The following is a 22,825-nucleotide window of genomic DNA, read 5'->3' as shown; positions in this document are numbered from 1 at the left end:
TGTAGGAGCTGTCGAGTGAAACGAGGCTGCGATCTTTTGATCTTGATCTTAAAAAGATCGCAGCCTCGTTTCACTCGACAGCTCCTACAGGGGACCGTGGCGCCCCCCGTTTAAGCAATGGCCAATCGGCGTTCCAACAGGTCTTCAAGCTCGTCGAGCAACTCATCACCGCGCAGCAACTCGTAATGCCCACCCGCCAACAAGCGATCAACGCCGTGGCTGCCGACCTGGGCCTCGAATACCCGACGTTCGTCGTCGCGTTCGGCCACCCACCAGCGATGCGCCGTCACCTGGATCGCCGGCAGTTGCCGATGCGCCAACGCCAGTTGCTTGAGGCGTGAGCCAGTGGCGAAGATCTGCGTGAGTTCCCCCGCGCCCAACGCCGCTTGCTCATTGGAGCCGTGCATGGCCGCCTCGATCACCACCGCGGAACCCTCGCGCTCATTCAAGTCAGCGGCTTTCAGCGCAATCAGCGCTTGAGCCTCATCGGCCGGCAGACCGAGCACAAATTTCAGGAAGTCGCCCAGGTCCTCGCGCCAGTCCCCCGCTTCTGCGGTGCCCGCCACGTAACTGTCGACCAGCCCGGCAAACGCGACCGTCTCGCCCTGGGTTTCCAGCTCGTGCGCGACTAGTTGCGTCAACGCCCCACCCAACGACCAGCCCAGCAAGTAATAAGGTCCCTTGGCCTGCTGACTGCGAATCCGTTGCGCATAGGCTTGCGCCATGGCCTGCAGCGACTCGTCCTGCCACAGCGGATCAAGCAGCATCCGGCATTGCAGACCGTACACCGTGCGCCGTCCTTCCAGTCGACGGGCCAGCGGTTCGTAGTCGAACACCGTGCCGAAACCGGCGTGCAGGCAGAACAGCGCCGGCACGTTGGGGATCCGCGCATTCAGCGCCAGCAACGGGTCCGGCGCAGACGCCGGTTCGGCAGCCTGATAGCCGCTGAGTTCGGCGATGCACGGTTTCTGCATCAGATCGCGCAGTTTCAATTCGAAGCCCAGCTGCGGTTGGCTGCGCACCCGCGAGATGACTTTGAGCACCTGCAACGAGTCGCCGCCGAGTTCGAAGAAGTTGTCGTCGATGCCCACTTGCGGCACGCCGAGCACCTCTTGCCAGATCGCGGTCAGCGCCGTTTCCAGTGCGTTGCGCGGCGCGCGATAACCGCCGAGCGCCCATTCAGGCGTAGGCAGTGCGCGACGGTCGAGCTTGCCGTTGGCCGACAGCGGGAAGCGCTCCAGAACCATGATCCGCGCCGGCACCATGTAGTCCGGCAGTTGCGCTTGCAGTTCAGATTTCAAGCGACGGTCCAGCCCGACTGCACCGGCAGCCACCACGTAACCGACCAATTGCTTGCCGGTCGGCGTGTCGTGTACCACCACGGCGGCATCCTGCACCCCGACGCAATCACGCAGATGCGCTTCGATTTCGCCCAGTTCGATGCGGAAACCACGAATCTTCACTTGCTGGTCAAGACGACCGAGGTAGTCGATCAACCCGCACTCACGCTGGCGCACCAGGTCGCCGGTGCGGTACATGCGGCCACCGGCCGCGAACGGATCGGGAATGAAACGCTCGGCACTCATGCCGGGACGCTGGTGGTAACCGCGCGCCAGGCATTCGCCGCCCAGGTACAACTCACCGCTGACACCGACCGGCAACGGATTGAGGTCGGCATCCAGCACGTACAACCCACGCCCGGCCACACCACGACCAATCGGCGCATACGCCGCGTCGCAGGTTTCGCTGACCTCGGCGCGCCACAACAAAGGCGTGACCACGGTTTCGGTCGGGCCGTAACCGTTGACCAGACGCTGCGGACGCAAGGCGCGTTTGACCTGTTCGAAACTGGCTTCCGGCACTGTATCACCACCAAAGCAATACACCTCGACCGCCGGTGGATTGCCCAAACGTTCAGCCACCTCGGCCATCTGTTGCAGGTACGCCGGCGGGAAGCAGGCCACGGTGACACCGTGACGCTGCAGTACTTCCAGGGTTTGCTCCGGCGTCCACAAACTGTCATCGCGGATCACCAGACTGCCGCCAGCCAACAGCACACTCAGCCAGCGCTCCTGAGCACCGTCGAAAGCGAACGACATGAAGTGCAATTCGCGGCTGCGCGGTGCCAGTTCGTAGAGCTCGATGATGCCGCGGCAATGCCGGGCAATCGGTCCGCGCGCCACGGCCACGCCCTTCGGTTGGCCGGTGGAACCGGAGGTGTAAATCAGGTACGCCAGGTGCCCCGGCAGCGGATTGGCAACCGGACACTCGGTGTTGCCAGCAACGGCCAGTTGATCGAGCAACAGACGTGGCGGGCTGTCAGCCAGGGTCAGTCGTTCGCCCAAATCGCTGTCGCACAGCAACAGACTGGCCGCCGAATCGCTCAACATGTAAGCCAGTCGCTCGGCCGGGTACGCGAGGTCCAAAGGCAGATACGCCGCCCCTGCTTTAAGCACTGCGAGGAACGCAACCATGGTGAGCTCGGAACGTGGCAACGCCACCGCCACCAGGCTTTCCTGACCGATGCCGCGACCAATCAGTTGCTGCGCCAACCCATTAGCCTGCGCCTCAAGCTGTGCATAACTGACTTCCCGATCCTCACAGATCAAGGCGATTTTCTGCGGTTGCGTGCGGACATGCTGATTGAACGCGTGCAGCAAATCGGCGTTGTCTTCAGAAACTTGCGGCAGGCTGATCAGTGCTTCAGACAAGCCAATGTTGCCAAGCAGACGCGTGGCATCCTCCGGCAACGCACGCAACAAACCTTCGAGCTGCGCACGAATCCGCTCTACTTCCACTTCACTGAAGCGATCACGCAGGAACAGGTATTCGACTTCCAGGCCTTCTTCGTTGGCGCTGACCATCAAGTCCATCGGGAAGTTGGTCACCCCGCCGCTGCCGACTTCGGCAAAGCGCAGTTCACCTTCCTCGCCCCCTTTCAAGGCGCGGTCCACCGGATGGTTTTCGAACACGATGATGCTGTCGAACAAGCCCTGGCCACCCTGCCCGGCCCAGCGCTGAATGTCCGACAACGGCGTGTGCTCGTAGTCGCGGACCATCAGGTTGTAATCCTGCAAGTCACGCAGCCACTCGCCCAGCGGCTGTTGCGGATCGAGGGTCTGGATCACCGGCAAGGTGTTGATAAACAGGCCGAGCATGTCCTGCGCGCCGGCCAACCCGGTCGGACGCCCCGCCACCGTGGCGCCGAACGCGACACTGCGTTGGCCGCTGTGACGTTGCAACAACAGCAGCCACGCGCCTTGCACCAGTGTGTTGAGGGTCACGCGCTGACGCTTGGCGAAGCTGTGCAGTTTGCGCGTCGCCTCGGCGTCGAGGTTGCTGTACATCACGCCGTGACCGGAACCTGTCGCACCGGAAGCCTTGGCCAGAATGGTCGGCTCTTCGAGCAATGCCAGGCGCTCGCGCCAGAAACCTTCGGCCTGCGCACCGTCCTGACGTTGCAGCCAGGCGATGTAGTCGGCGTAACGACCGGTCAGGCTCGGCAGGCTGTCGTTGTAGTACAGGCGCAGCATGTCGCCCAACAGACGCGAGGCGCTCCAACCGTCCAGCAACAGGTGATGGTAAATCCAGATCATCTGGTAACGGTCATCACCCAGGCGAACCAGTATGAAACGCATCAACGGCGGGCAGCTCAGGTCGAAGCCTTTGGCCTGTTCCGCCGCCGCCAGTTCACTCAGCGCCTGTTCGGTGTCGGTGCGATCACGCCAGTCGAGTTCTTCGATCGGCAGCTCGACATCGGCGAACACCGCTTGCAGCGGATCGGCCAGACCATCACGCCAGCGGAACGCTGCGCGCAGCACTTCATGACGCTCAACCAGGATTTGCCAAGCGGCGCGGAAACGCGGCACCTGCAAACCATCGACCGCCACGCTCAACTGGTTGACGTAGGGGTTCAGCTCCGGCGAATCGAGGCAATGGAAGAGCATGCCTTGCTGCATCGGCGACAGCGGATAGAGATCTTGCAGCCCCTCACGGGCGGCGATATCGATGTGCGGCACCAGCGCAAAAGCAGCGACTTTCGGCGCTTCAACCAACGCCGCTTCACGACTGCTCGCCACCGTAGCGAGTGCACGAATAGTTTGCTGTTCGAACAGTTGCTTCGGACTGAACACCAGCCCGAGCTGCCCGGCACGACTCACCGCTTGCAGCGAGATGATCGAGTCACCGCCCAGCTCAAAGAAGTTCTCGGTGACGCCCACCGACTCCAGCCCCAATAGTTCTTGCCAGATTTCCACGAGCAACGCTTCGGCCGGCGACGCGGCGGCCACTTGATCGTGGTTCTGCCGGGTTGCTTCAGGCGCTGGCAGGCCTTGGCGATCAAGTTTTCCGTTCGGCGTCAGCGGCAACGCGGCCAGGCACATCAAATACGCCGGCAGCATGTGCGCCGGCAGACGGCTGCGCAGGTGCAGGGTCAGCGCTTCACGCAGATCCTGCTCATCGGCGAGCGGATCGCGCGGCACCACGTAGCCAACCAACTGGCGACTGACCGGGCCTTCGCGATCGATCACGAAGGCCTCACGCACACCTTCGTGTTCAAGCAGGCAGGCTTCGATTTCGCCGAGTTCGATACGGAACCCGCGAATCTTCACTTGCTGGTCAATACGGCCGAGGTACTCAACGACACCGTCGGCACGGAACCGCGCGAGGTCGCCACTGCGATACAAACGCGCACCTGGTACGAACGGATCTGGCACGAAGCGTTCAGCGGTCAGATCCGGACGTTGATGGTAACCACGGGCGACGCCCTCGCCGCCCAGGTACAACTCGCCCGCCACGCCAACCGGCAACGGCTGCAAGCCGCCATCCAGGATATAGGCGCTACGGTTGCCGACCGGCCGGCCAATCGGCATGAACGCCGAGTCGAATTCGGTATCCGGATACGCCAGCCAGATCAGCGGCGTGATCACCGTTTCGGTCGGGCCATAGCCGTTGATCAGGCGCTTGGGTTGCAGCACTTGCTGGACTTCATCGAACGCATGCTTGGCCATGCCTTCACCGCACGGGGTGTAGGAACGGATCGGCAGATCACGCCCCGCTTCGCCCATGAATTCGGCGATCTGCCCCAGATAGGTCGGGGTGAAGCAGGCGATGGTGATGCCGTGCTTTTCGATCTCGGCGCAGGTGCGCTCCACGCTCCACAACTCGTCGTCGCGCGGCATCACTGCCGAACCGAACACCAGCGGCGTTAGCCAGCGCTCATGGGCGCCATCGAAGCTGATCGAAGCGAATTGCAACTCGCGATCGTCCGGGGTCATGCCATACAACTCGCCGATCGACAGGCAATGCATGGCCAATGGACCGTGGGCCACGCTGACGCCTTTCGGCCGCCCGGTGGAGCCCGAGGTGTAAATCAGGTACGCAAGGTTTCCGCCGCAGGTCAGGTTGACCGGGTTGGTGTCGGCCATGACCTCCAGCGGTTCGTGGTCGATTTCCAGCACCGACAGGCCTTCCGGCAAGGGCAGTTTTTCCCGCAGCCACGATTGGCTGATCAGCAGCGAAATGCCGCTGTCTTCCATCAGATAGCGCAGGCGCTCGGCCGGGTACGCCGGGTCCAGCGGCACGTAAGCGCCACCGGCCTTGAGGATCGCCAGCAGGCCAATGATCATCTCCGGCGAACGCTGCATCGCCAGACCAACCCGCACTTCCGGGCCGATGCCCAGTGCGCGCAGGCGATGGGCCAATTGGTTGGCGCGGCGGTTGAGTTGGTCGAAGCTCAATTCCAGATCGTTGAAGATCAGCGCCGTGGCGTTCGGGCGGATGACCGCTTGGGCCTCGATCAACTGATGCACGCAGAGCGGGTTTTGCGCCGCGGTAAATGCCGGATTCCACTCAACCAACTGTTGCGCGCGTTCCGGCGCGGTGAGCAGGTCCAGTTCACTCAACGCAGCCTGTGGCGCGGCGACCATCGCCGTCAGCAGCGCGGCCAGATGCTCGCTCATGCGAACAATCGCTTCGCTGCTGAAATGGGCGCACTGGTAGCTCCAGTTCAGGCTGAGCTGGCTTTCGGCAGTGGCCGCCAGGGTCAACGGGAAGTTGGTGCGTTCATGGTTCTGCGGGATCGAGAAGCTCAAACCGGCGGGCGCACCTTGTTGCAGCGCTTCGGCCACCGGGAAGTTTTCGAACACCAGCAGGCTGTCGAACAGCGGTTCGCCGGCACGTCCGGCCCAACGCTGAATGTCACCCAATGCGGTGAATTCATGTTCACGCAATTCCAGGTTCTGCGCCTGCAAGCGGGTCAGCCACTGGCCGACGCTTTCAACCGCGTCCGGCGAGCTGATCACCGGCAAGGTATTGATGAACAGGCCGAGCTGGCTTTCAGCCCCCGGCAAGTCCACCGGACGCCCCGCCACGGTCGCGCCGAACGCGACGCTGCGTTGACCGCTGTAGCGTTGCAGCAGCAGGGCCCAGGCACCTTGGACCAAGGTGTTGAGGGTGACCTTTTGCTGACGGGCAAAGTCGCTGAAGCGTTTGCTGGTGGCGACATCGAAGGTCTGGCGATGGTCGGCGAACTCCGCCGTCGACACTTGTTTGAGGTCGACATGCGCCAGGCTCTGCGCCAACAGCGTCGGGTTGTCGAGGGTCGCCAGTTGCTCGCGCCAGAAGATCTCATCAGCCTGCGCATCCTGACGTTGCAGCCAGCCGATGTAGTCGGCGAAACGCCCGGTCGGTGCCTGCACGTCTTGCCCGGCATAACGCTGCAAAACTTCGCTCAACAGCAGCGAATTACTCCAGCCATCCAGCAACAGGTGATGGTGGGTGTAGATCAGTTGCTGACGATCATCGTCCAGTCGCACCAGGGTCAAACGCATCAACGGCGCGCGAGTCGAATCGAGTTGCAGACGTTCGCGGTCGATCAGCTGTGCCAGTGCTTCGGCCTGATCACAGCGGTTGCGCCAATCGAGGCAGGTCAGCGGCAATTGCAGATGACGATGGACCAATTGCACCGGCGCTTCAAAGCCGTCGGGGAAGTGGAAGCTGCTGCGCAGGATCGGATGGGTGTCGAGCACCGCCTGCCAGGCGCGGCCCAAACGTTCGGCATCGAGGCCACGGGCTTCGACGCTGAGCTGGTTCACGTAGGCGCCGGACTCTGACTCGTACAAGCTGTGGAACAACAAACCGGCCTGCATTGGCGACAGCGGATACAAGTCCTCGATTTGCGCCGGTGGCACTGGCAGACCATCGAGTTGCACCTGGGTCAGACGCGCCAACGGGAAGTCCGCCGGGGTCACGCCACCCGCACCGTCGCTCAGGCAATGGGCGATCAGCGCCAGCAACTCACTGCGGAAGTCCGCGGCCAACGCTTCGATTTCGCACAGGTCGAAGCATTCGCGACTGAAGGTCCAGTCGAGTTTCAGTTCACCGCCATACACCTGGCCATCCACCGACAACCAGTTCGGCAACGGTGCGTCAGCCGATTGCGCGGCACCGCTGGATTCGCGAGCCGGGGTGAACAGTGCGTCTTTGGCAAAGCTCTGGTCGAACTGGCCGAGGTAGTTGAACGTCACGCGCGCTTGCGGCAACGCGGCCAACGCCGCTTGGGTCGACGCATCGCCCATGTAACGCAACAGGCCGTAGCCCATGCCTTTGCCGGGGATTTCACGCAGTTGCTGCTTGATCGCCTTGATCGAACCGCCAAGGTCGGCGGTCGGCGTCAGGTGCACCGGGAACAGGCTGGAGAACCAGCCGACGGTGCGGGTCAGGTCGATGTCGTCGAACAGCTCTTCGCGGCCGTGGCCTTCAAGCTGAATCAGCGCCGATGCATCACCGGTCCAGCGGCTGAGGGTGCGGGCCAATGCGGTCAGCAGCAGGTCGTTGACCTGAGTGCGATAGATCGCCGGGGCCTGTTGCAGCAACTGGCGAGTCTGCTCGCGGTCAAGACCGATGCTCACACCTTGGCGCAGATACCCGGCCTGACTGGCCTGAGCGTTGGCGGCTGGCAGCGGATCATTGGCGACGCTCAGTTGCGCCTGCCACCAGCTCAGTTCGTCGGCAGCGGCTTCGGAACGTGCATAGGCATCGAGTTTGTCTGCCCACGCCTGGAAAGCGCTGGTCTTCGGCGGCAGCTCTTGCCCTTGATAAGCAGCCTGCAAATCCTCCAGCAACACCCGCCAGGACACACCGTCCACCGCCAAATGGTGGATAACCAACAGCAACCGCTGGGAACCATCAGCCTGCGCGATCAACGCCACGCGCAGCAACGGACCGTCTTGCAGACTGAGGCTGCGCTGGGCTTCGTCGCACACCGATTCCAGCGAGGCATCGCTGGCCACGCGAGCGGTCCAAAGCATGTCAATCACGTCGGCGCTGTCGGCCCCGACATAACGTGCCGACCATTGGCCGTCGACCTGACTGAAGCGCAAACGCAGGGCATCGTGTTGCTTGAGCAGACGTTGCAGCGCGGCTTGCAGGCGCGGCAACTCGAGGGTTTCGCGCGGCACAAGCAGCACCGCCTGGTTCCAGTGCGCGCGTTGCGGAATCGGCTCGTCGAAGAACCAACGCTGGATCGGCGTGAGTTTTTGCACACCGTCCACCGGCCCTTGTTGCGCCAGCGGTGCGGCCTGCTCTTTGACCACGGCGGCCAGCGCTTGCAACGTCTGCTGCTGGAACAGGTCACGGGGTTGCAGGCTCAGGCCGGCACGACGGGCACGGCTGACCACTTGAATCGAAATGATCGAGTCACCGCCCAGTTCGAAGAAGTTGTCCTGACGCCCGACCTGCTCCACGCCCAACACGTCCTGCCAGATCTGCGCCAGCACCTGTTCGTGTTCGCTGCGCGGTGCTTCGAAAGCGCGTTGGCTGACTTGCGCGGTCGGCGCCGGCAGGCGTTTGCGGTCGAGTTTGCCGTTCGGGCTCAGGGGCATTTGCTCGATCAACACGGTCTGCGCCGGCACCATGTAGTCCGGCAGGCTCGCCAGCAGATGGCTTTTCAGGGTTTCACGCCACGCGCCTTGCTGCTCGGTATCGGCGCTGACCAAAGCGCGATTCTGCGGCACGATGTACGCAACCAATTGCTTGCCGCTCGGACCGTCGAGGGCCAGCACCACAGCTTCCTGCACATCGGCATGCTCTTGCAGGCGTGCTTCGATTTCGCCCAGCTCGATGCGCAAACCGCGAATCTTCACTTGATGGTCGATACGGCCGCAGTAGTCGATGGCGCCATCAGCGCGATAACGCGCCAGGTCACCGGTGCGGTACAGACGCTCGCCACTGCCAAACGGATCGACCACGAAACGTTCCGCAGTCAGCGCGCCACGGCGGTGATAACCGCGCGCCAGACCGACGCCGCCCAGGTACAACTCGCCCACCGCGCCCAGCGGCAACGGTTGCAGTTCGCTGTCGAGGATGCAGGTGCGCAGGTTGGCGATCGGTCGGCCGATCGGCACGCTGTCGCGGCCCTCTTCCACGCACGTCCAGTGGGTCACGTCGATGGCCGCTTCGGTCGGGCCATAGAGGTTGTAGAGGTTGACTTGCGGCAGGCTGCGCAAGGTCTGGCGTTGCAACTCCATCGGCAGCGCTTCGCCACTGCAAATGATCCGTTGCAGCGAGGTGCAGGCCAGTGCTTCGTCGGCACCGATAAACGCCGAGAGCATCGACGGCACAAAATGCAGCGTGGTGATCGCCTGCTCGACGATCAACGCAGCGAGACGTTGCGGATCGCGATGCTCGCCCGGTGCCGCGATGACCAGCGTGGCGCCTTTCATCAGTGGCCAGAAGAACTCCCACACCGACACGTCGAAACTGAACGGCGTCTTTTGCAGCACGCGGTCGCTCGGCTGCAAATTGTAGGCTTCCTGCATCCACTCCAGACGGTTATGCAGCGCCACATGGCGGTTGCCCGCGCCTTTCGGTTTGCCGGTGGAACCGGAGGTGTAAATCACATAGGCGAGGTTTTCTGCGATGGCCAGGTTGGGCAGATCAGTGCCCGGCAAGTCGCTCAACCAATCGGCCTCGGCATGCAGGCACAGGGGGCGCACGTTGTCCGGGGTCGGCAGTTGCGCCAGCAGATGCTCCTGGGTCAGCAACAGCGAAATGCCGCTGTCTTCGATCATGTAGCTCAGGCGATCGAGCGGATATTCCGGGTCCAGCGGCACATGCGCACCGCCAGCCTTGAGAATCGCCAGCAGGCCGACGACCATCTCAAACGAGCGGTCGCAGGCAATGCCTACCAGTACTTCCGGGCCAACACCCTGGACGCGCAAATGATGGGCCAAACGGTTGGCGCGTAAGTTCAGCTCGGCGTAACTCAAGGATTGCCCCTGGAACACCAGCGCCGTTGCTTCACCGTTTTCAACCACGCGTTCTTCAAAATGGCGCTGCACGCAGACTTCGCCCGGATAGGTTTGAGCCGTGTCGTTCAGATCATCGAGGATGCGCAGGCGCTCGTCGGCATCCAGCAATGGCAACTCGGCGAGCGGGCATTGCGGGTTCGCCAGTACGCCGGCCAACAGATTGCGCCAGTGACGAGCCAGGTCCTCGATGCGCTCAGCATCGAACAAATCGGTGGCATACGTCAGGCTGGCGAACAGCTTGTCGCCCTCTTCCTGCGTGTCCAGTTGCAAATCGAATTGCGTGGTGTGCGCCGTGGCGTTCAGCGCTTCGACGCGCAGGCCGGCGAGCAAACCGCTGACCGCTGCCGGTTTGGCTTGCTGGTGGTTGAACATCACCTGGAACAGCGGGCTGTGGCTGAGGCTGCGTTCACCTTGCAACGCCTGCACCAGACGCTCGAACGGCAAGTCCTGATAATCCTGGGCATCCAGCGAAGCGGCGCGGGTCTGGTCGAGCAATTGGCTGAATGGCAGACGTCCGTCCAGTTCAGCACGCATCACCTGGGTGTTGACGAAGAAGCCGATCAGGCCACGGGTTTCCGCGCGATTGCGGTTGGCAATCGGCACGCCAACGCACAGGTCGGACTGGCCGCTGTAGCGATAGAGCAAGGCCTGGAAGCTGGCCAGCAACAGCATGAACGGCGTAACGCCGCGCTGTTTGGCCAGGCTCATCAGCCCGCTGGCCAAGGTCGCATCGAGGGCGAAATCCAGACGCGCGCCGCGCTGACTTGGTTGCGCCGGGCGTGGACGGTCGGTGGGCAATTCGAGCAGCGGTTGTTCGCTGCCCAGGGTTTCACGCCACCAGTTGAGCTGACGTTCCAGTTCGCCCGCGTCCATCCAGCGACGTTGCCACAGGGCGTAATCGGAATACTGGATCGGCAACGCTTCCAGCGCAGCGTTCTGCCCTTGGCAATGCGCGGCGTAGAGCCGGGAAAACTCCTCCACCAACACGCCCATCGACCAGCCATCGGTGACGATGTGATGCAGGGTCAGCAACAGCACATGGTCTTCGGCATCGAGTTGCAACAGGCTGACCCGCAACAGCGGACCGTGCTGCAGATCGAACGGCCGGGCGATGTCCTGCTCGACCGCTTTCATGGCCAGATCGAGACGCTGCTCCTGAGGTTCATCGCGCAGGTCGATCTGTTCGATCGGCAGCGAAGTGAACCCGGCCAGTGTCTGCACTACCTGACCGTCATCCTCGACGAAACGGCTGCGCAAACTCTGATGACGCTCCAGCATCACGTCAAAACTCTGCTGCAACGCCGCGACATTCAGCGGCCCATGCAGACGCAGCGCGGCGGGAATGTTGTACGCCGAGCTTTGCGGATCAAGCTGCCAGAGGAACCATTGGCGCTGCTGCGCGTACGACAGTTCGAAGGTCGTTTGCGGCTCGGCAGCAGGCGGAATCGGCAGTTGGCCAAAACTCACGCCCTGCTCTTGCATGCGTTGCAGAAACTCGCGGCGCTTGTCGGCAGGCAGGCCGGCGAAACGGCTGGCGATGCGCTGGGCAGTGGTGTGTTCCATCAGTTGATCTCCATCTCGTCGAGAAGCGACTCAAGCGCATCAAGACGTGCATCGTTGTCAGCCGGGGCGTGTTGCCCGGCCATGGCGGCATAAGCCTGAAGGTCGGTGGATTCGAACAGCGCGCGCAGCGGCAGCTCGATGCCCAGCTCCAGTTCCACACGGGCACTGGCCTGGGCGGCGAGCAGCGAATGCCCGCCCAATTCAAAGAAGTTGTCGCGTCGGCCGATCTGCGCCACGCCCAGCACGCTGGCCCAGATGTCTGCCAGTTGCCGTTCGAGATCGCCTTCGGGGGCTTCGAATGGGCGTTGCCATTCCTGCGCGTCAGGTACCAGCAAGGCCTTGCGGTCGAGCTTGCCGTTACCGGTCAGTGGCAAGGCATCCAGCAGCAACCAGTGGCTCGGCACCATGTAATCCGGCAGATCCACCTTGAGCGCGGCGCGCAGGTTGTCGCGCCAGGCGATTGGGTCATGCGGGGTCTGCTCGGCCACGACGTAGGCGCACAGCTGCGGACCGCCTTCGCCGGTATGCACGCTCAACACCGCTTGGCGCACACCCGGTTGAGCCAGCAGTGCGGCTTCGATTTCACCCAGTTCGATGCGGAAACCGCGGATCTTCACTTGCTGGTCGATCCGTCCGAGGTAATCGATGCTGCCGTCGGCACGCTGGCGGGCCAGGTCGCCACTGCGATAAAGGCGTTGGGATGCATCGAACGGACTCGGTACGAAACGCTCGGCGGTGAGGCCGAAACGCCCGTGATAACCACGCGACAGACCCGCGCCGGCAATGTACAACTCGCCCGCCACACCCACTGGCACCGGTTGCAACTGACTGTCGAGCAAGTACCAGCGCAGGTCGCGGATCGGCAGGCCAATCGGGCTCTGGGCCTTGCCGTCGAGGTCGGCGAGGCGGATGGCGCGGTAGGTCACGTGCACCGTGGTTTCGGTGATGCCGTACATGTTCACCAGTGTCGGTTGCTGGTCACCAAAACGTTCAAACCACGGACGCAGGCTGGCGACTTCGAGGGCTTCGCCGCCAAAAATCACCTGACGCAGGGCCATGTTTCGTGGGCTGGCACAGGCAATCGGCAACAACTGGCGGAACGCGGTCGGGGTCTGGTTCAACACCGTCACGCCTTCATCACAGAGCAAGCGGTGGAACTCTTGCGGCTCGCGGCTGATGTAATACGGCACGATCACCAGGCGCCCGCCGGTGCACAGCGAACCGAACAGCTCCCACACTGAGAAATCGAAGGCGTAGGAATGGAACAGCGTCCAGACATCGTCCGGACCGAAGTTGAACTCGCCAGCGGTGGCGGTAAGCAAACGCCCGACGTTGCCATGGCTGAGCAATGCGCCCTTCGGCCGACCGGTGGAACCGGAGGTGTAGATGACGTAGGCGAGGTTGTCCGGGGAGGCTAGCGCTGGCAGGTTGTCGTCACTGAAGGCATCCAATTGCAACGACTCCAGGCTCAGCACTTGCACGCCGTCGCGGGCCGGCAAGCCATCGATCAAGTGTTGTTGGGTCAGCAGCAACGTGATGCCGCTGTCTTCGATCATGTAGCTCAGGCGCTCGGCCGGATATTGCGGATCGAGCGGCACATAGGCGCCGCCGGCCTTGAGAATCGCCAGCAAGCCAACCACCAGCGGCATCGCCCGTTCGGTGGCGATGCCGACGCGCACCTCTGGGCCGACGCCCTGTTCACGCAGTTTGCGCGCGAGTCGGTTGGCCTGAGTATTGAGCGCGGCGTAGGTCAGTTGCTCGCCTTCGTAGACCAGCGCGATTGCGTTCGGCCGCTCGGTAGCTTGGGCTTCGAACAAGTGGTGCAAGGTTGGCGACGGCGGTTGAACCTGGAACGTCGGGTTCCAGTGCTGGATCAGCGAATCGCGTTGTGTTGCTTTGAGCAATGGCAGTTCGGCGACGCGTTGCTGTGGATCTTCGACCACCGCTCGCAGCAGGCTCAGCCACTGCTCGGCCAGGCGACTCATCGATGCCTCGTCGTACAAATCAGTTGCGTAGGTCAGGCTGGCGTCCAGCGTTTCGCCCTGCTCTTGAGTGTCGAGCACCAGATCGAATTGCGTGGTGTGTTGCTGCCATTGCATACGCTCAACCTGCAAGTCGGCGACGCTGCGCTCGACGCTCGCGCCCAGTTGTTGCTGGTGGTTGTAGAGCACCTGGAACAATGGGCTGTGATTGAGGCTGCGGTCCGGCTGCAAGGCGTCGACCAACTGCTCGAACGGCAAGTCCTGGTTAACCTGCGCGCCCAAGGCAACCTGTTTGACCTGTTGCAGCAAGGTGCTGAAGGGCTGCTGGCCATCGATCTCCGCACGCAACACTTGGGTGTTGATGAAGAAGCCGATCAGGCCTTCGGTTTCCAGGCGCGAGCGACCGGCGCTCGGCACGCCGACGCTGATGCTCGACTGCCCGCTCTGGCGATGCAGCAAGGTCTGGAAACTTGCCAGCAACAGCATGAACAGCGTCACCTGTTGTTCCTGGGCGCGCTGACGCAAACCGGCGAGCAATTCGCGATCAACGCTCAGCGCCAGACTGGCGCCGCGCTCGGTGCGACGGGCCGGACGGGTCAGTTCGCTCGGCAATTCAAGCGGTGCCTGGCTGCCATCCAGTTGCTCGCGCCACCATGTCAGTTGGCGTGCGCCCTCCCCGGCCTCCAGCCAGTCACGCTGCCAACGGGCGTAGTCGCTGTAGTTCACCGGCAGGCTCGACAGGTTCGCAGACTTGCCTTCGACGGCCGCCTGATACAACGCGCTGAATTCATCGACCATGACCTGCATCGACCAGCCATCGGCGGCGATGTGGTGCACGGTGAGCACCAGCACGTGTTCGTCGGTGTTCACTTGCAGCAGCAACACGCGCCACAGCGGGCCGTTGCGCAAGTCGAATGGACGGGCGATTTCTTCGGCCACGGCCGTGTCGACCGAGGACTGATCGAGCGTGCGTTCATCCAGTTGCAACGCCAGATTGTCGTGCAGCACCGGACGCGCCAGCTGACCGTCCTGCTCAAAGGTCGTGTGCAGGGTTTGGTGACGGGCCTGCAATTGCGCAAAGGCTTCACGCAGGGCTTCGCGATTCAGCGGGCCCTTGAGGCGCAGTGCGGCGGGAATGTTGTAGGCCGAGCTTTGTGGGTCCAGTTGCCAGAGAATCCATTGGCGCTGTTGGGCGTAAGACAGGATCTGCGGCTGATCGACCGGCGCACGTTGCAGGGCCGGTTGACCGCTGATATTCGCCAGCGCGGCACGCTCGGCAAATTCCGCCAGATTCGTCGCGGAGAACAGGCTGCTGACGGACAGTTCGAGTTGCAACTGCTGACGCACCCGAGAGATCACCTGAAGCACCAGCAACGAGTGCCCGCCCAGCTCGAAGAAGTTGTCGTCACGACCCACGCGTTCGACCTGCAACACTTCCTGCCAGATCAGCGCGAGTTGCGTTTCCAGCCCTTCAGCCGGGGTCACGAATTCGCGTTGTGCATCGCCCGCTTCAGCGCGCGGCAGGGCTTTGCGGTCGAGTTTGCCGTTGTTGTTGAGCGGCAGTTTCGGCAGCAGAACCAGGTGATTCGGCACCATGTAATCCGGCAACGACTGACGCAGAACGGCTCTGAGGCCTTCCAGATATTCCGTCTCTGAAACCACCGTGCCGCTGGCCACGACATACGCCACCAGTTGCGTACCGTCCTGAGCAATGACCGCCGCTTCGCGCACGTCCTCACGGGCTTGCAGGCAGGCTTCAATCTCGCCCATTTCAATACGGAAACCGCGAATCTTCACTTGATGGTCGATGCGGCCGACGTATTCCAGATTCCCTTCGGCGTTGTAACGCGCCAGATCGCCGCTGCGGTACAGCCGCGCGCCCGGCTCACGGGCGAAAGGGTCTGGAAGGAAACGTTCAGCGGTCAGCGCCGGGCGGTCGAAGTAGCTTTGCGCCAGGCTGGCCGGGGCACCGATGCACAATTCGCCGACACCGCCGTTTGGCAGCAATTGACCGGCAGCGTCCAGTACATACAGCGCGCGACCGGCGATAGCGCGACCAATCGGGATGCCAAACGCGTCGCTGGTATCTTCAAGTCGGCATTCATGAACGCTGGACACCACGGTCGCCTCGGTCGGACCGTAGGTATTGAGCAGTCGCACATGGTTCAAACCAGCCTGATGCCACAAGCGCAGACCTTCGACCGACATCGCTTCGCCGCCGACGTGTACTTGGCGCAACTCACCGAGATTGCGCACCACACCGCTCGCACATTCCCGGGCCAGCAAATACCAGTAAGCCGCCGGCAAGTCCGCCACAGTCACGCCCTGCTGGACGATTTCGGCGGCGAGGCGGCCGGCGTCCCACAGGTCATCACCGCGCATGATCAACGCCGCGCCGATGCACAGCGCCGGAAAGCACTGCTCTACGAAGCCGTCGAAGCTGAAGGTCGCGAACTGCAACACGCGGTCCGACGCCGACAGCCGCGAATAGTCGGCGGCGGTCTGGCAGAACTCGCGCAACGCCGCATGGGCGATGGCAACTCCTTTGGGTTGGCCGGTGGAGCCGGAGGTGTAGATGATGTAGGCCAGGTCGTCGGCGAGCGCGTGGTTTTGCGGATCGCTGTCGGAGTAGTCGGCGTTGTCTTCGAGGCTGAGACGTAGCACGCCTGGCACGTCTTCCAACAGACCGGACTCGCACAGCAGCACGTCGAGGCGGCTGTCGTCGATCATGTAGGCCAGGCGTTCAGCCGGGTATTTCGGGTCCAAAGGCACATAAGCCGCGCCGGTTTTGAGCACCGCCAGCAGGCTGACGATCAGTTGCGGGCCGCGGTGCAGCGCCAGACCGACACGCGAGCCTGGACCGGCGCCGTTGTCGATCAGGCGATGGGCCAGTCGGTTGGCCTGCGCGTTCAATTGGCCGTAGCTCAGGGTTTGACCGTCGACCTGCAACGCCATCGCGTCCGGGGTAGCGGCGGCCTGAGCCGAGATTTGTTCGTGCGCCAAAAGTGCTGAGGATAACTCAACTGCCGCCGGTTGGCTGACAGCGAGCACGGCATTTTTGCCTTCGACATCGAGCAGTTCCAGCGTGCCCAATGCCGCGTCCGGCAGCGCCACCAGTTGCGTCAGCAGATGCTGCAGATTCGCCGATAACTCAGCGACCTGCGCCGCACTGAACCGCGCCGCGTCGTAGCTGAAATCCAGGCTCAGGCCTTCACCCAGTTCGATGCCCAAGGTCAGCGGATAGTGTGTGCGCTCATGGTTGTGCAAGTTGCCGAACGACAACCCGGCCGGTGCGCCCTGTTTCAGCGCCTCGGCCACCGGGAAGTTTTCGAACACCAGCAGGCTGTCGAACAGCGCCGAACCCTGCTGCCCCGCCCAACCCTGAATGTCGTAAAGCGGCACATGCTCGAACTCGCGCATGGCCAGGTTCAGCCCTTGCAAATCCCCCAGCCATTGACTGACGGTTTGATCCGGCTTCATCGTGCACACCAGCGGCAGCGTGTTGATGAACAGCCCGAGCTGCTCTTCGATCCCCGGCAGCGGCGCCGAACGCCCGGCCACGGTGGCACCGAACACCACGCAATCCTGACCGGTGTAGCGATGCAGCAACAGGCTCCACGCGGCTTGCAGCAAGGTGTTGAGGGTGACTTTCTGCTGACGGGCGAACTCGGCCAGACGCTGGGTCGCGCGGCTGTCGAGGGAGACGCGGTATTCCTCGCTGCCTTCGGCGCCCACCGGCGGCCGCAAGGCTTCGGCCAGCAACGTCGGGGCTTCCAGCGGTGCCAATGCCGCTTTCCAGAACTGCTCGCCCGCAGTGGCCGATTGCTGCTGCAACCAGCCCAGATAATCGCGGTATTGCCCGGTCGGTGCCGGCAGCGATTGCCCGGCGGCATAGTGCTGGATCACTTCGGCCAGCAACTGCGCGTTGCTCCAGCCGTCCATCAAAATGTGGTGGCTGGTGTAGATCAGGTGCCAGTCATTGGCGCCCGTGCGGACCAGTTTCAAACGGAACAGCGGCGCGGTGCCCAGTTCAAACCCCTGCGCGCGTTCAGCGTCGGCCAGCGCATCGGTGTCGGTCGCTTCAAGCACTTCAAGCGGCAACGCGACGTGGCGGACAATTGCCTGGTGCGCGGTGTCGAGGCCTTGCCAGTGGAAACTGCTGCGCAGGATGTCGTGACGTTCCAGCGCGGTTTGCCAGGCCTGAGCGAATCGCTGCGGATCGAGGCCCTGAATGTCCAGGCGCAACTGACTGATGTAGGCGCCGACTTCGGGTTCGTACAGGGTGTGGAACAGCATGCCCTGCTGCATCGGCGACAGTGGATAAAGGTCTTCGAGGGTCGAAACAGCTACCGGCAGTGCATCGAGTTGCGCCTGACTGATGCGCGCCAATGGGAAGTCTGACGGGGTGGCTTGCGGCGCTTCAACGGCGCAGCAGTGATCGATCAACGCGTTGAGTTCCAGCGCGTAATCGTCCGCCAGACGCTGGATAGTCGCGGTGTCGAACATCTCGCGGCTGAAGCCCCAGCTCAGCGACAACTCGCCGCCGTAGACCTGGCCTTCGACCGTCAGCCAGTTGCCCAGCGGTGCCGATGGATCTTGCGCGATGCCGTTGCCTTCGGTGGATGGGACAAACATCGCAGCGTCGTCGAACTGACGGTCGAACTGGCCCAGATAGTTGAAGGTGATGCGCGGTTGCGGCAACGCCGCCAGTTCGGCACGAATCGTTGGGGTGCCGAGGTAGCGCAGCGCGCCATAGCCGAGGCCTTTGTCCGGCACGGCGCGCAGCTGTTCTTTAATGGATTTGATCGACGCGCCGAGATCGCCGGAAGGCATCAGATTGACCGGGAACAGGCTGGTGAACCAACCGACGGTGCGGGTCAGGTCGATGTCATCGAACAGGTCTTCGCGACCATGGCCTTCGAGCTGAATCAGCGTGCTGCCCTGCCCGCTCCAGCGGCAAACCGCCCGAGCCAGGGCGGTCAGCAGCAGGTCGTTGACCTGGGTGCGATAGGCCGCCGGGGCCTGTTGCAGTAGTTTGCGGGTTAGCTCGGCGTCGAGTTTGAGTTCGAGTTTCTGTTCGAAACGGTTTTCCAGCGCGCCGTTCGGACGGTCGCACGACAGATCACTCGATGCGTTGCGCAGTTGGGTTTGCCAGTGACCGAGGCTGTTTTCAAAGGCTGGAACGTTAGCTTGCAGACGGGCGACCCAGCGTTGATAGCTGCTGGTTTTCGCCATCGAAACATGGCTGCCGCTGTAGAACTGCTGAAGATCTTCCAGCAGTACACGCCAGGAAACACCGTCCACCGCCAGGTGGTGAATGACCAGCAGCAAACGCTGGGTGCCGTCAGCCATCGCCACCAGAAGCGCCCGCATCAACGGGCCGTTCTGCAAGTCGAGACTGCGCTGCGCTTCATCGCACAAGGCATTCAGCTCCGCGAGTGATTGCACCTGACGTTGCCACAACACTGATTCAGTGGTCGGCGCGGCGTAGGTTTGCAACCAACCTTCGGCGGTCTGTTCATAACGCAGGCGCAAGCTGTCGTGATGGGTCAGCAATTGTTCTATAGCGCGATCCAGCGCCTCAACGTTCAACGCCTCACGCGGCACCAGCAGCAGCGACTGGTTCCAATGCTGACGCTCAGGGATCGCTTGCTCGAAGAACCACTGTTGCACCGGCGCCAGCGCCACCGCGCCAACCGCCTGACCTTGGTCGATCAATGGCTGCTCACCGCTGCGGGCGGCCTGGGCCAGGCTGCGAATGGTCTGATGCTGGAACAGGTCTTTCGGACTCAACACGATGCCGGCCTGACGCGCACGGCTGACCACTTGCATGGAAACGATAGAGTCGCCGCCCAGTTCGAAGAAGTTGTCTTCAAGACCCACATTTTCGATGGCCAACACGTCCTGCCAAATCGCCGCGAGGGATTTTTCCATCGCCGTGCGCGGCGCGACGTGTTCGCGTTGTTGCTGCGAACCGTCAATCGCTGGCAAGGCCTTGCGGTCGAGTTTGCCGTTGGGGGTCAGCGGCAGGCGTTCGAGGAACAGCAGAAACGCCGGGACCATGTAGTCCGGCAGGTGTTGACGCAGCGCGGCTTTCAAGGTTTCACGCTGGGTCGCTTGAGCATCGACATTGCCCAGCAACGCCAGATCGGCCGGCACGATGTACGCGATCAGTTGCTGACCATTGACACCGTCCTGCGCCAACACCGCCAGTTCGCGCACGGCCTCTTGCTGCAACAGCCGCGCTTCGATTTCACCGAGTTCGATACGGAAGCCACGGACCTTGACCTGATGGTCGATGCGACCGACGTATTGCAGCGTGCCGTCGGCCTGATAACGGGTCAGGTCGCCGGTGCGGTACAGGCGTTCGCCGGTGCTGGAGAACGGGTTTGGCACGTATTTTTCGGCGGTCATGCCCGGACGCGCCAGGTAACCGCGGGTGATGCCGGCGCCTGACAGGAACAGCTCGGCGGACACGCCTTGCGGTACCGGTTGCAGGTCAGCATCGAGCAAATAGCTGGCGGTGTGTTTGAGTGGCCGGCCGATGTTTGCACGGCCACCGGCCTCGCGGCGGGTCCAGGTGGAATAGGTGGTGTCTTCGGACGGACCGTACAAATCGTAGACATGCTCGACCGTCGACTGCTGATACAACGCCTCCACCAGGCTCTGCTTCAACGGTTCGCCGGCGAGGTTGATGATGCGTACGCTCTGCGGGATCTGCCCGTCGCGCTGCAAGGCGTTGATCGCCGACGGCACGGTGTTGATCAGGCGCACCTGATCCCGGGCCGGCAGCTGCGGCAATTCCAGGGCATTGCGGGCGATGATCACCGAGCCGCCGTTGGCCAGGGTGACAAACAGTTCCCACACCGACAGATCGAAGCACACCGACGTCGAGGCCAACACACCTTGGATATCTTCGCAGCTATAGACCGATTTCGACCAGTCGATCAGCGCCAGCACGTTGCGGTGGGCGATGGCCACGCCTTTGGGTTTGCCGGTGGAACCGGAGGTGTAGATCACGTAGGCGAGGTTGTCCGGCGTGACGCGGGTGACCGGCGCGCTACTTGGGTAAGCGGCCCACGCCCTTTCGTCCATCAGCAACACTTGGGTGTCGGCGGTGACGGTCAATGTCGCGGCGACCGATTGCTCGGTGAGCAGCACCAAGGCGCGGCTGTCATCGAGCATGTAGGCCACGCGTTCGGCCGGGTAATCCGGGTCCAGCGGCACATAAGCGCCACCGGCCTTGAGTACGGCCAGCAGCGCCACCAACAGATTGTCGGAACGTTGCATCGCCACGCCAACGCGGATTTCCGGGCCAACGCCCAGCTCGATCAGCTTGTGGGCCAGGCGGTTGGCCTGGCTGTCGAGTTCGATGTAGTTCAGATGTTGGGTGCCGAAGGTCACCGCCAATGCCGTCGGGTTCGCGACGACTTGCTGGCTGATCAGCTCATGAATGCACAGGTCTTGCGCAAAGCTTTCGTCAGCACGGTTCCAGTCATGCACGATGCGCTGATATTCGGCGTTCTCCAGCAGCGGCAAATCACTGATGCGCTGCTGCGAATCACTGACCATGCCCTGCAACAAATGCGTCCAGTGCTGCGCCATGCGCGCGATGGTCGCGGCGTCGAAAAGGTCGTTGGCATAGGTCAGCGCGGCGTGCAGCTTGCCGCCCTTTTCGTAGGTATCGAGGGTCAGGTCGAACTGGGTGGTGCGCCCTTTCCACTCGATCACGCCCAGCGCCAGACCGGACGCGGTGCTGACCGTAGAAATGTCCGCGACCTGTGGCTGGTGGTTGTACATCACCTGGAACAGCGGCGTGTGGCTGAGGCTGCGTTCCAGTTTCAGCGCCTCGACCAGGCGCTCGAACGGCAAGTCCTGATGGGCCTGGGCACCGAGGGCGGTTTCCTTGATGGCACGTAGCAAGTCGTCGACGCGGGTCTGGCCGTCGAGCTGGGTGCGCAGCACTTGGGTGTTGACGAAGAAGCCGATCAGGCCTTCGATCTCGGCGCGGTTGCGGTTGGCAATCGGCACGCCGACGCGGATGTCGGTCTGCCCGGTGTAGCGATGCAACAGCGCGTTGAAGGCGCCGAGCAACAGCATGAACAGGGTGATGTTGTGCGTCTGCGCCGTGGCCCGCAGTTGTTCGGCCAACTGACCGTTCACGGTGAACTCGTAACGGGTGCCGCGATAGCTCGGCATCGCCGGGCGCGGATGATCGGTGGGCAGTTCCAGCACCGGGTGCTCGTCGCCCAGTTGCGCCTGCCAGTAGTCGAGTTGACGCGCCTGCTCGCCCGCCTCCAGCCAGCGGCGTTGCCACAACGCATAGTCGCTGTACTGGATCGGCAATGGCGCGAGTTGCGGTTCTTCACCCGCCTCAAAGGCGTCGTAGCAGCGGATGAACTCGTCGATCAACACGTTCATCGACCAGCCGTCGGACACGATGTGGTGCTGGGTCAGTAGGAGGACGTGTTCCTGCTCGGCGAGTTTGAGCAAGGTGACGCGCAACAATGGGCCGGTTGCCAGATCAAACGGCAGCACGGATTGCTGCTCGGCCGCTTGGGCGACGGCCCTTTCACGCTCCATGGCCGGTAATGCGCCGAAATCCACCTGATCGATCACCAGCGACGCGCTGGCCGGGACTTGCAGCAAAGTGTCGTCGGCCTGGCGCTGGAACACGGTGCGCAGGGTTTCGTGACGCTCAACGAGGCTGGCGAACGCTTGCTCCAGCGCGGGCAGGTTCAAACGTCCGGTCAGACGCACCGCGCCCGGCAGGTTGTACGCGCCGCTTTGCGGGTCCAGCTGCCAGAGAAACCACATGCGCTGCTGGGCGTACGACAACGCCTGGCGATCTTCGGCTTCGACGCCGGCGGGAATCGGAAACCGGGCGAAATCAACGCCTTCCTTTTGCAAGGCCGCAAGGAACATCTGGCGCTTTTCCAGGGGCAACCCGATAAACCGGCGAGCAAGTTT

At 62.7% G+C, this 22,825-nt stretch carries 2 protein-coding genes; both read right to left on the bottom strand.

Features of this window, described 5'->3' with window-relative positions:
• Positions 1 to 110: 110 nt before the first annotated feature.
• Positions 111 to 11,873 (bottom strand): non-ribosomal peptide synthase/polyketide synthase, encoded by an 11,763-nt coding sequence (locus ACMXYI_RS15715; RefSeq protein ID WP_415768013.1) that lies wholly within the window; start codon positions 11,871 to 11,873, stop codon positions 111 to 113.
• Positions 11,873 to 22,780, bottom strand: coding sequence for a non-ribosomal peptide synthase/polyketide synthase (locus ACMXYI_RS15705; protein ID WP_432760532.1), 10,908 nt, complete (start codon positions 22,778 to 22,780; stop codon positions 11,873 to 11,875). The genes ACMXYI_RS15715 and ACMXYI_RS15705 overlap by 1 nt, the downstream gene beginning before the upstream one ends.
• Between the last annotated feature and the right edge of the window lie 45 nt (positions 22,781 to 22,825).

Origin of the sequence: Pseudomonas lyxosi (assembly GCF_047758685.1) — a bacterium.
Lineage (GTDB): Bacteria > Pseudomonadota > Gammaproteobacteria > Pseudomonadales > Pseudomonadaceae > Aquipseudomonas > Aquipseudomonas lyxosi.
The sequence above is the reverse complement of the archived record's forward strand: the minus strand, read 5'-3'. Positions and strand labels throughout refer to the sequence as shown.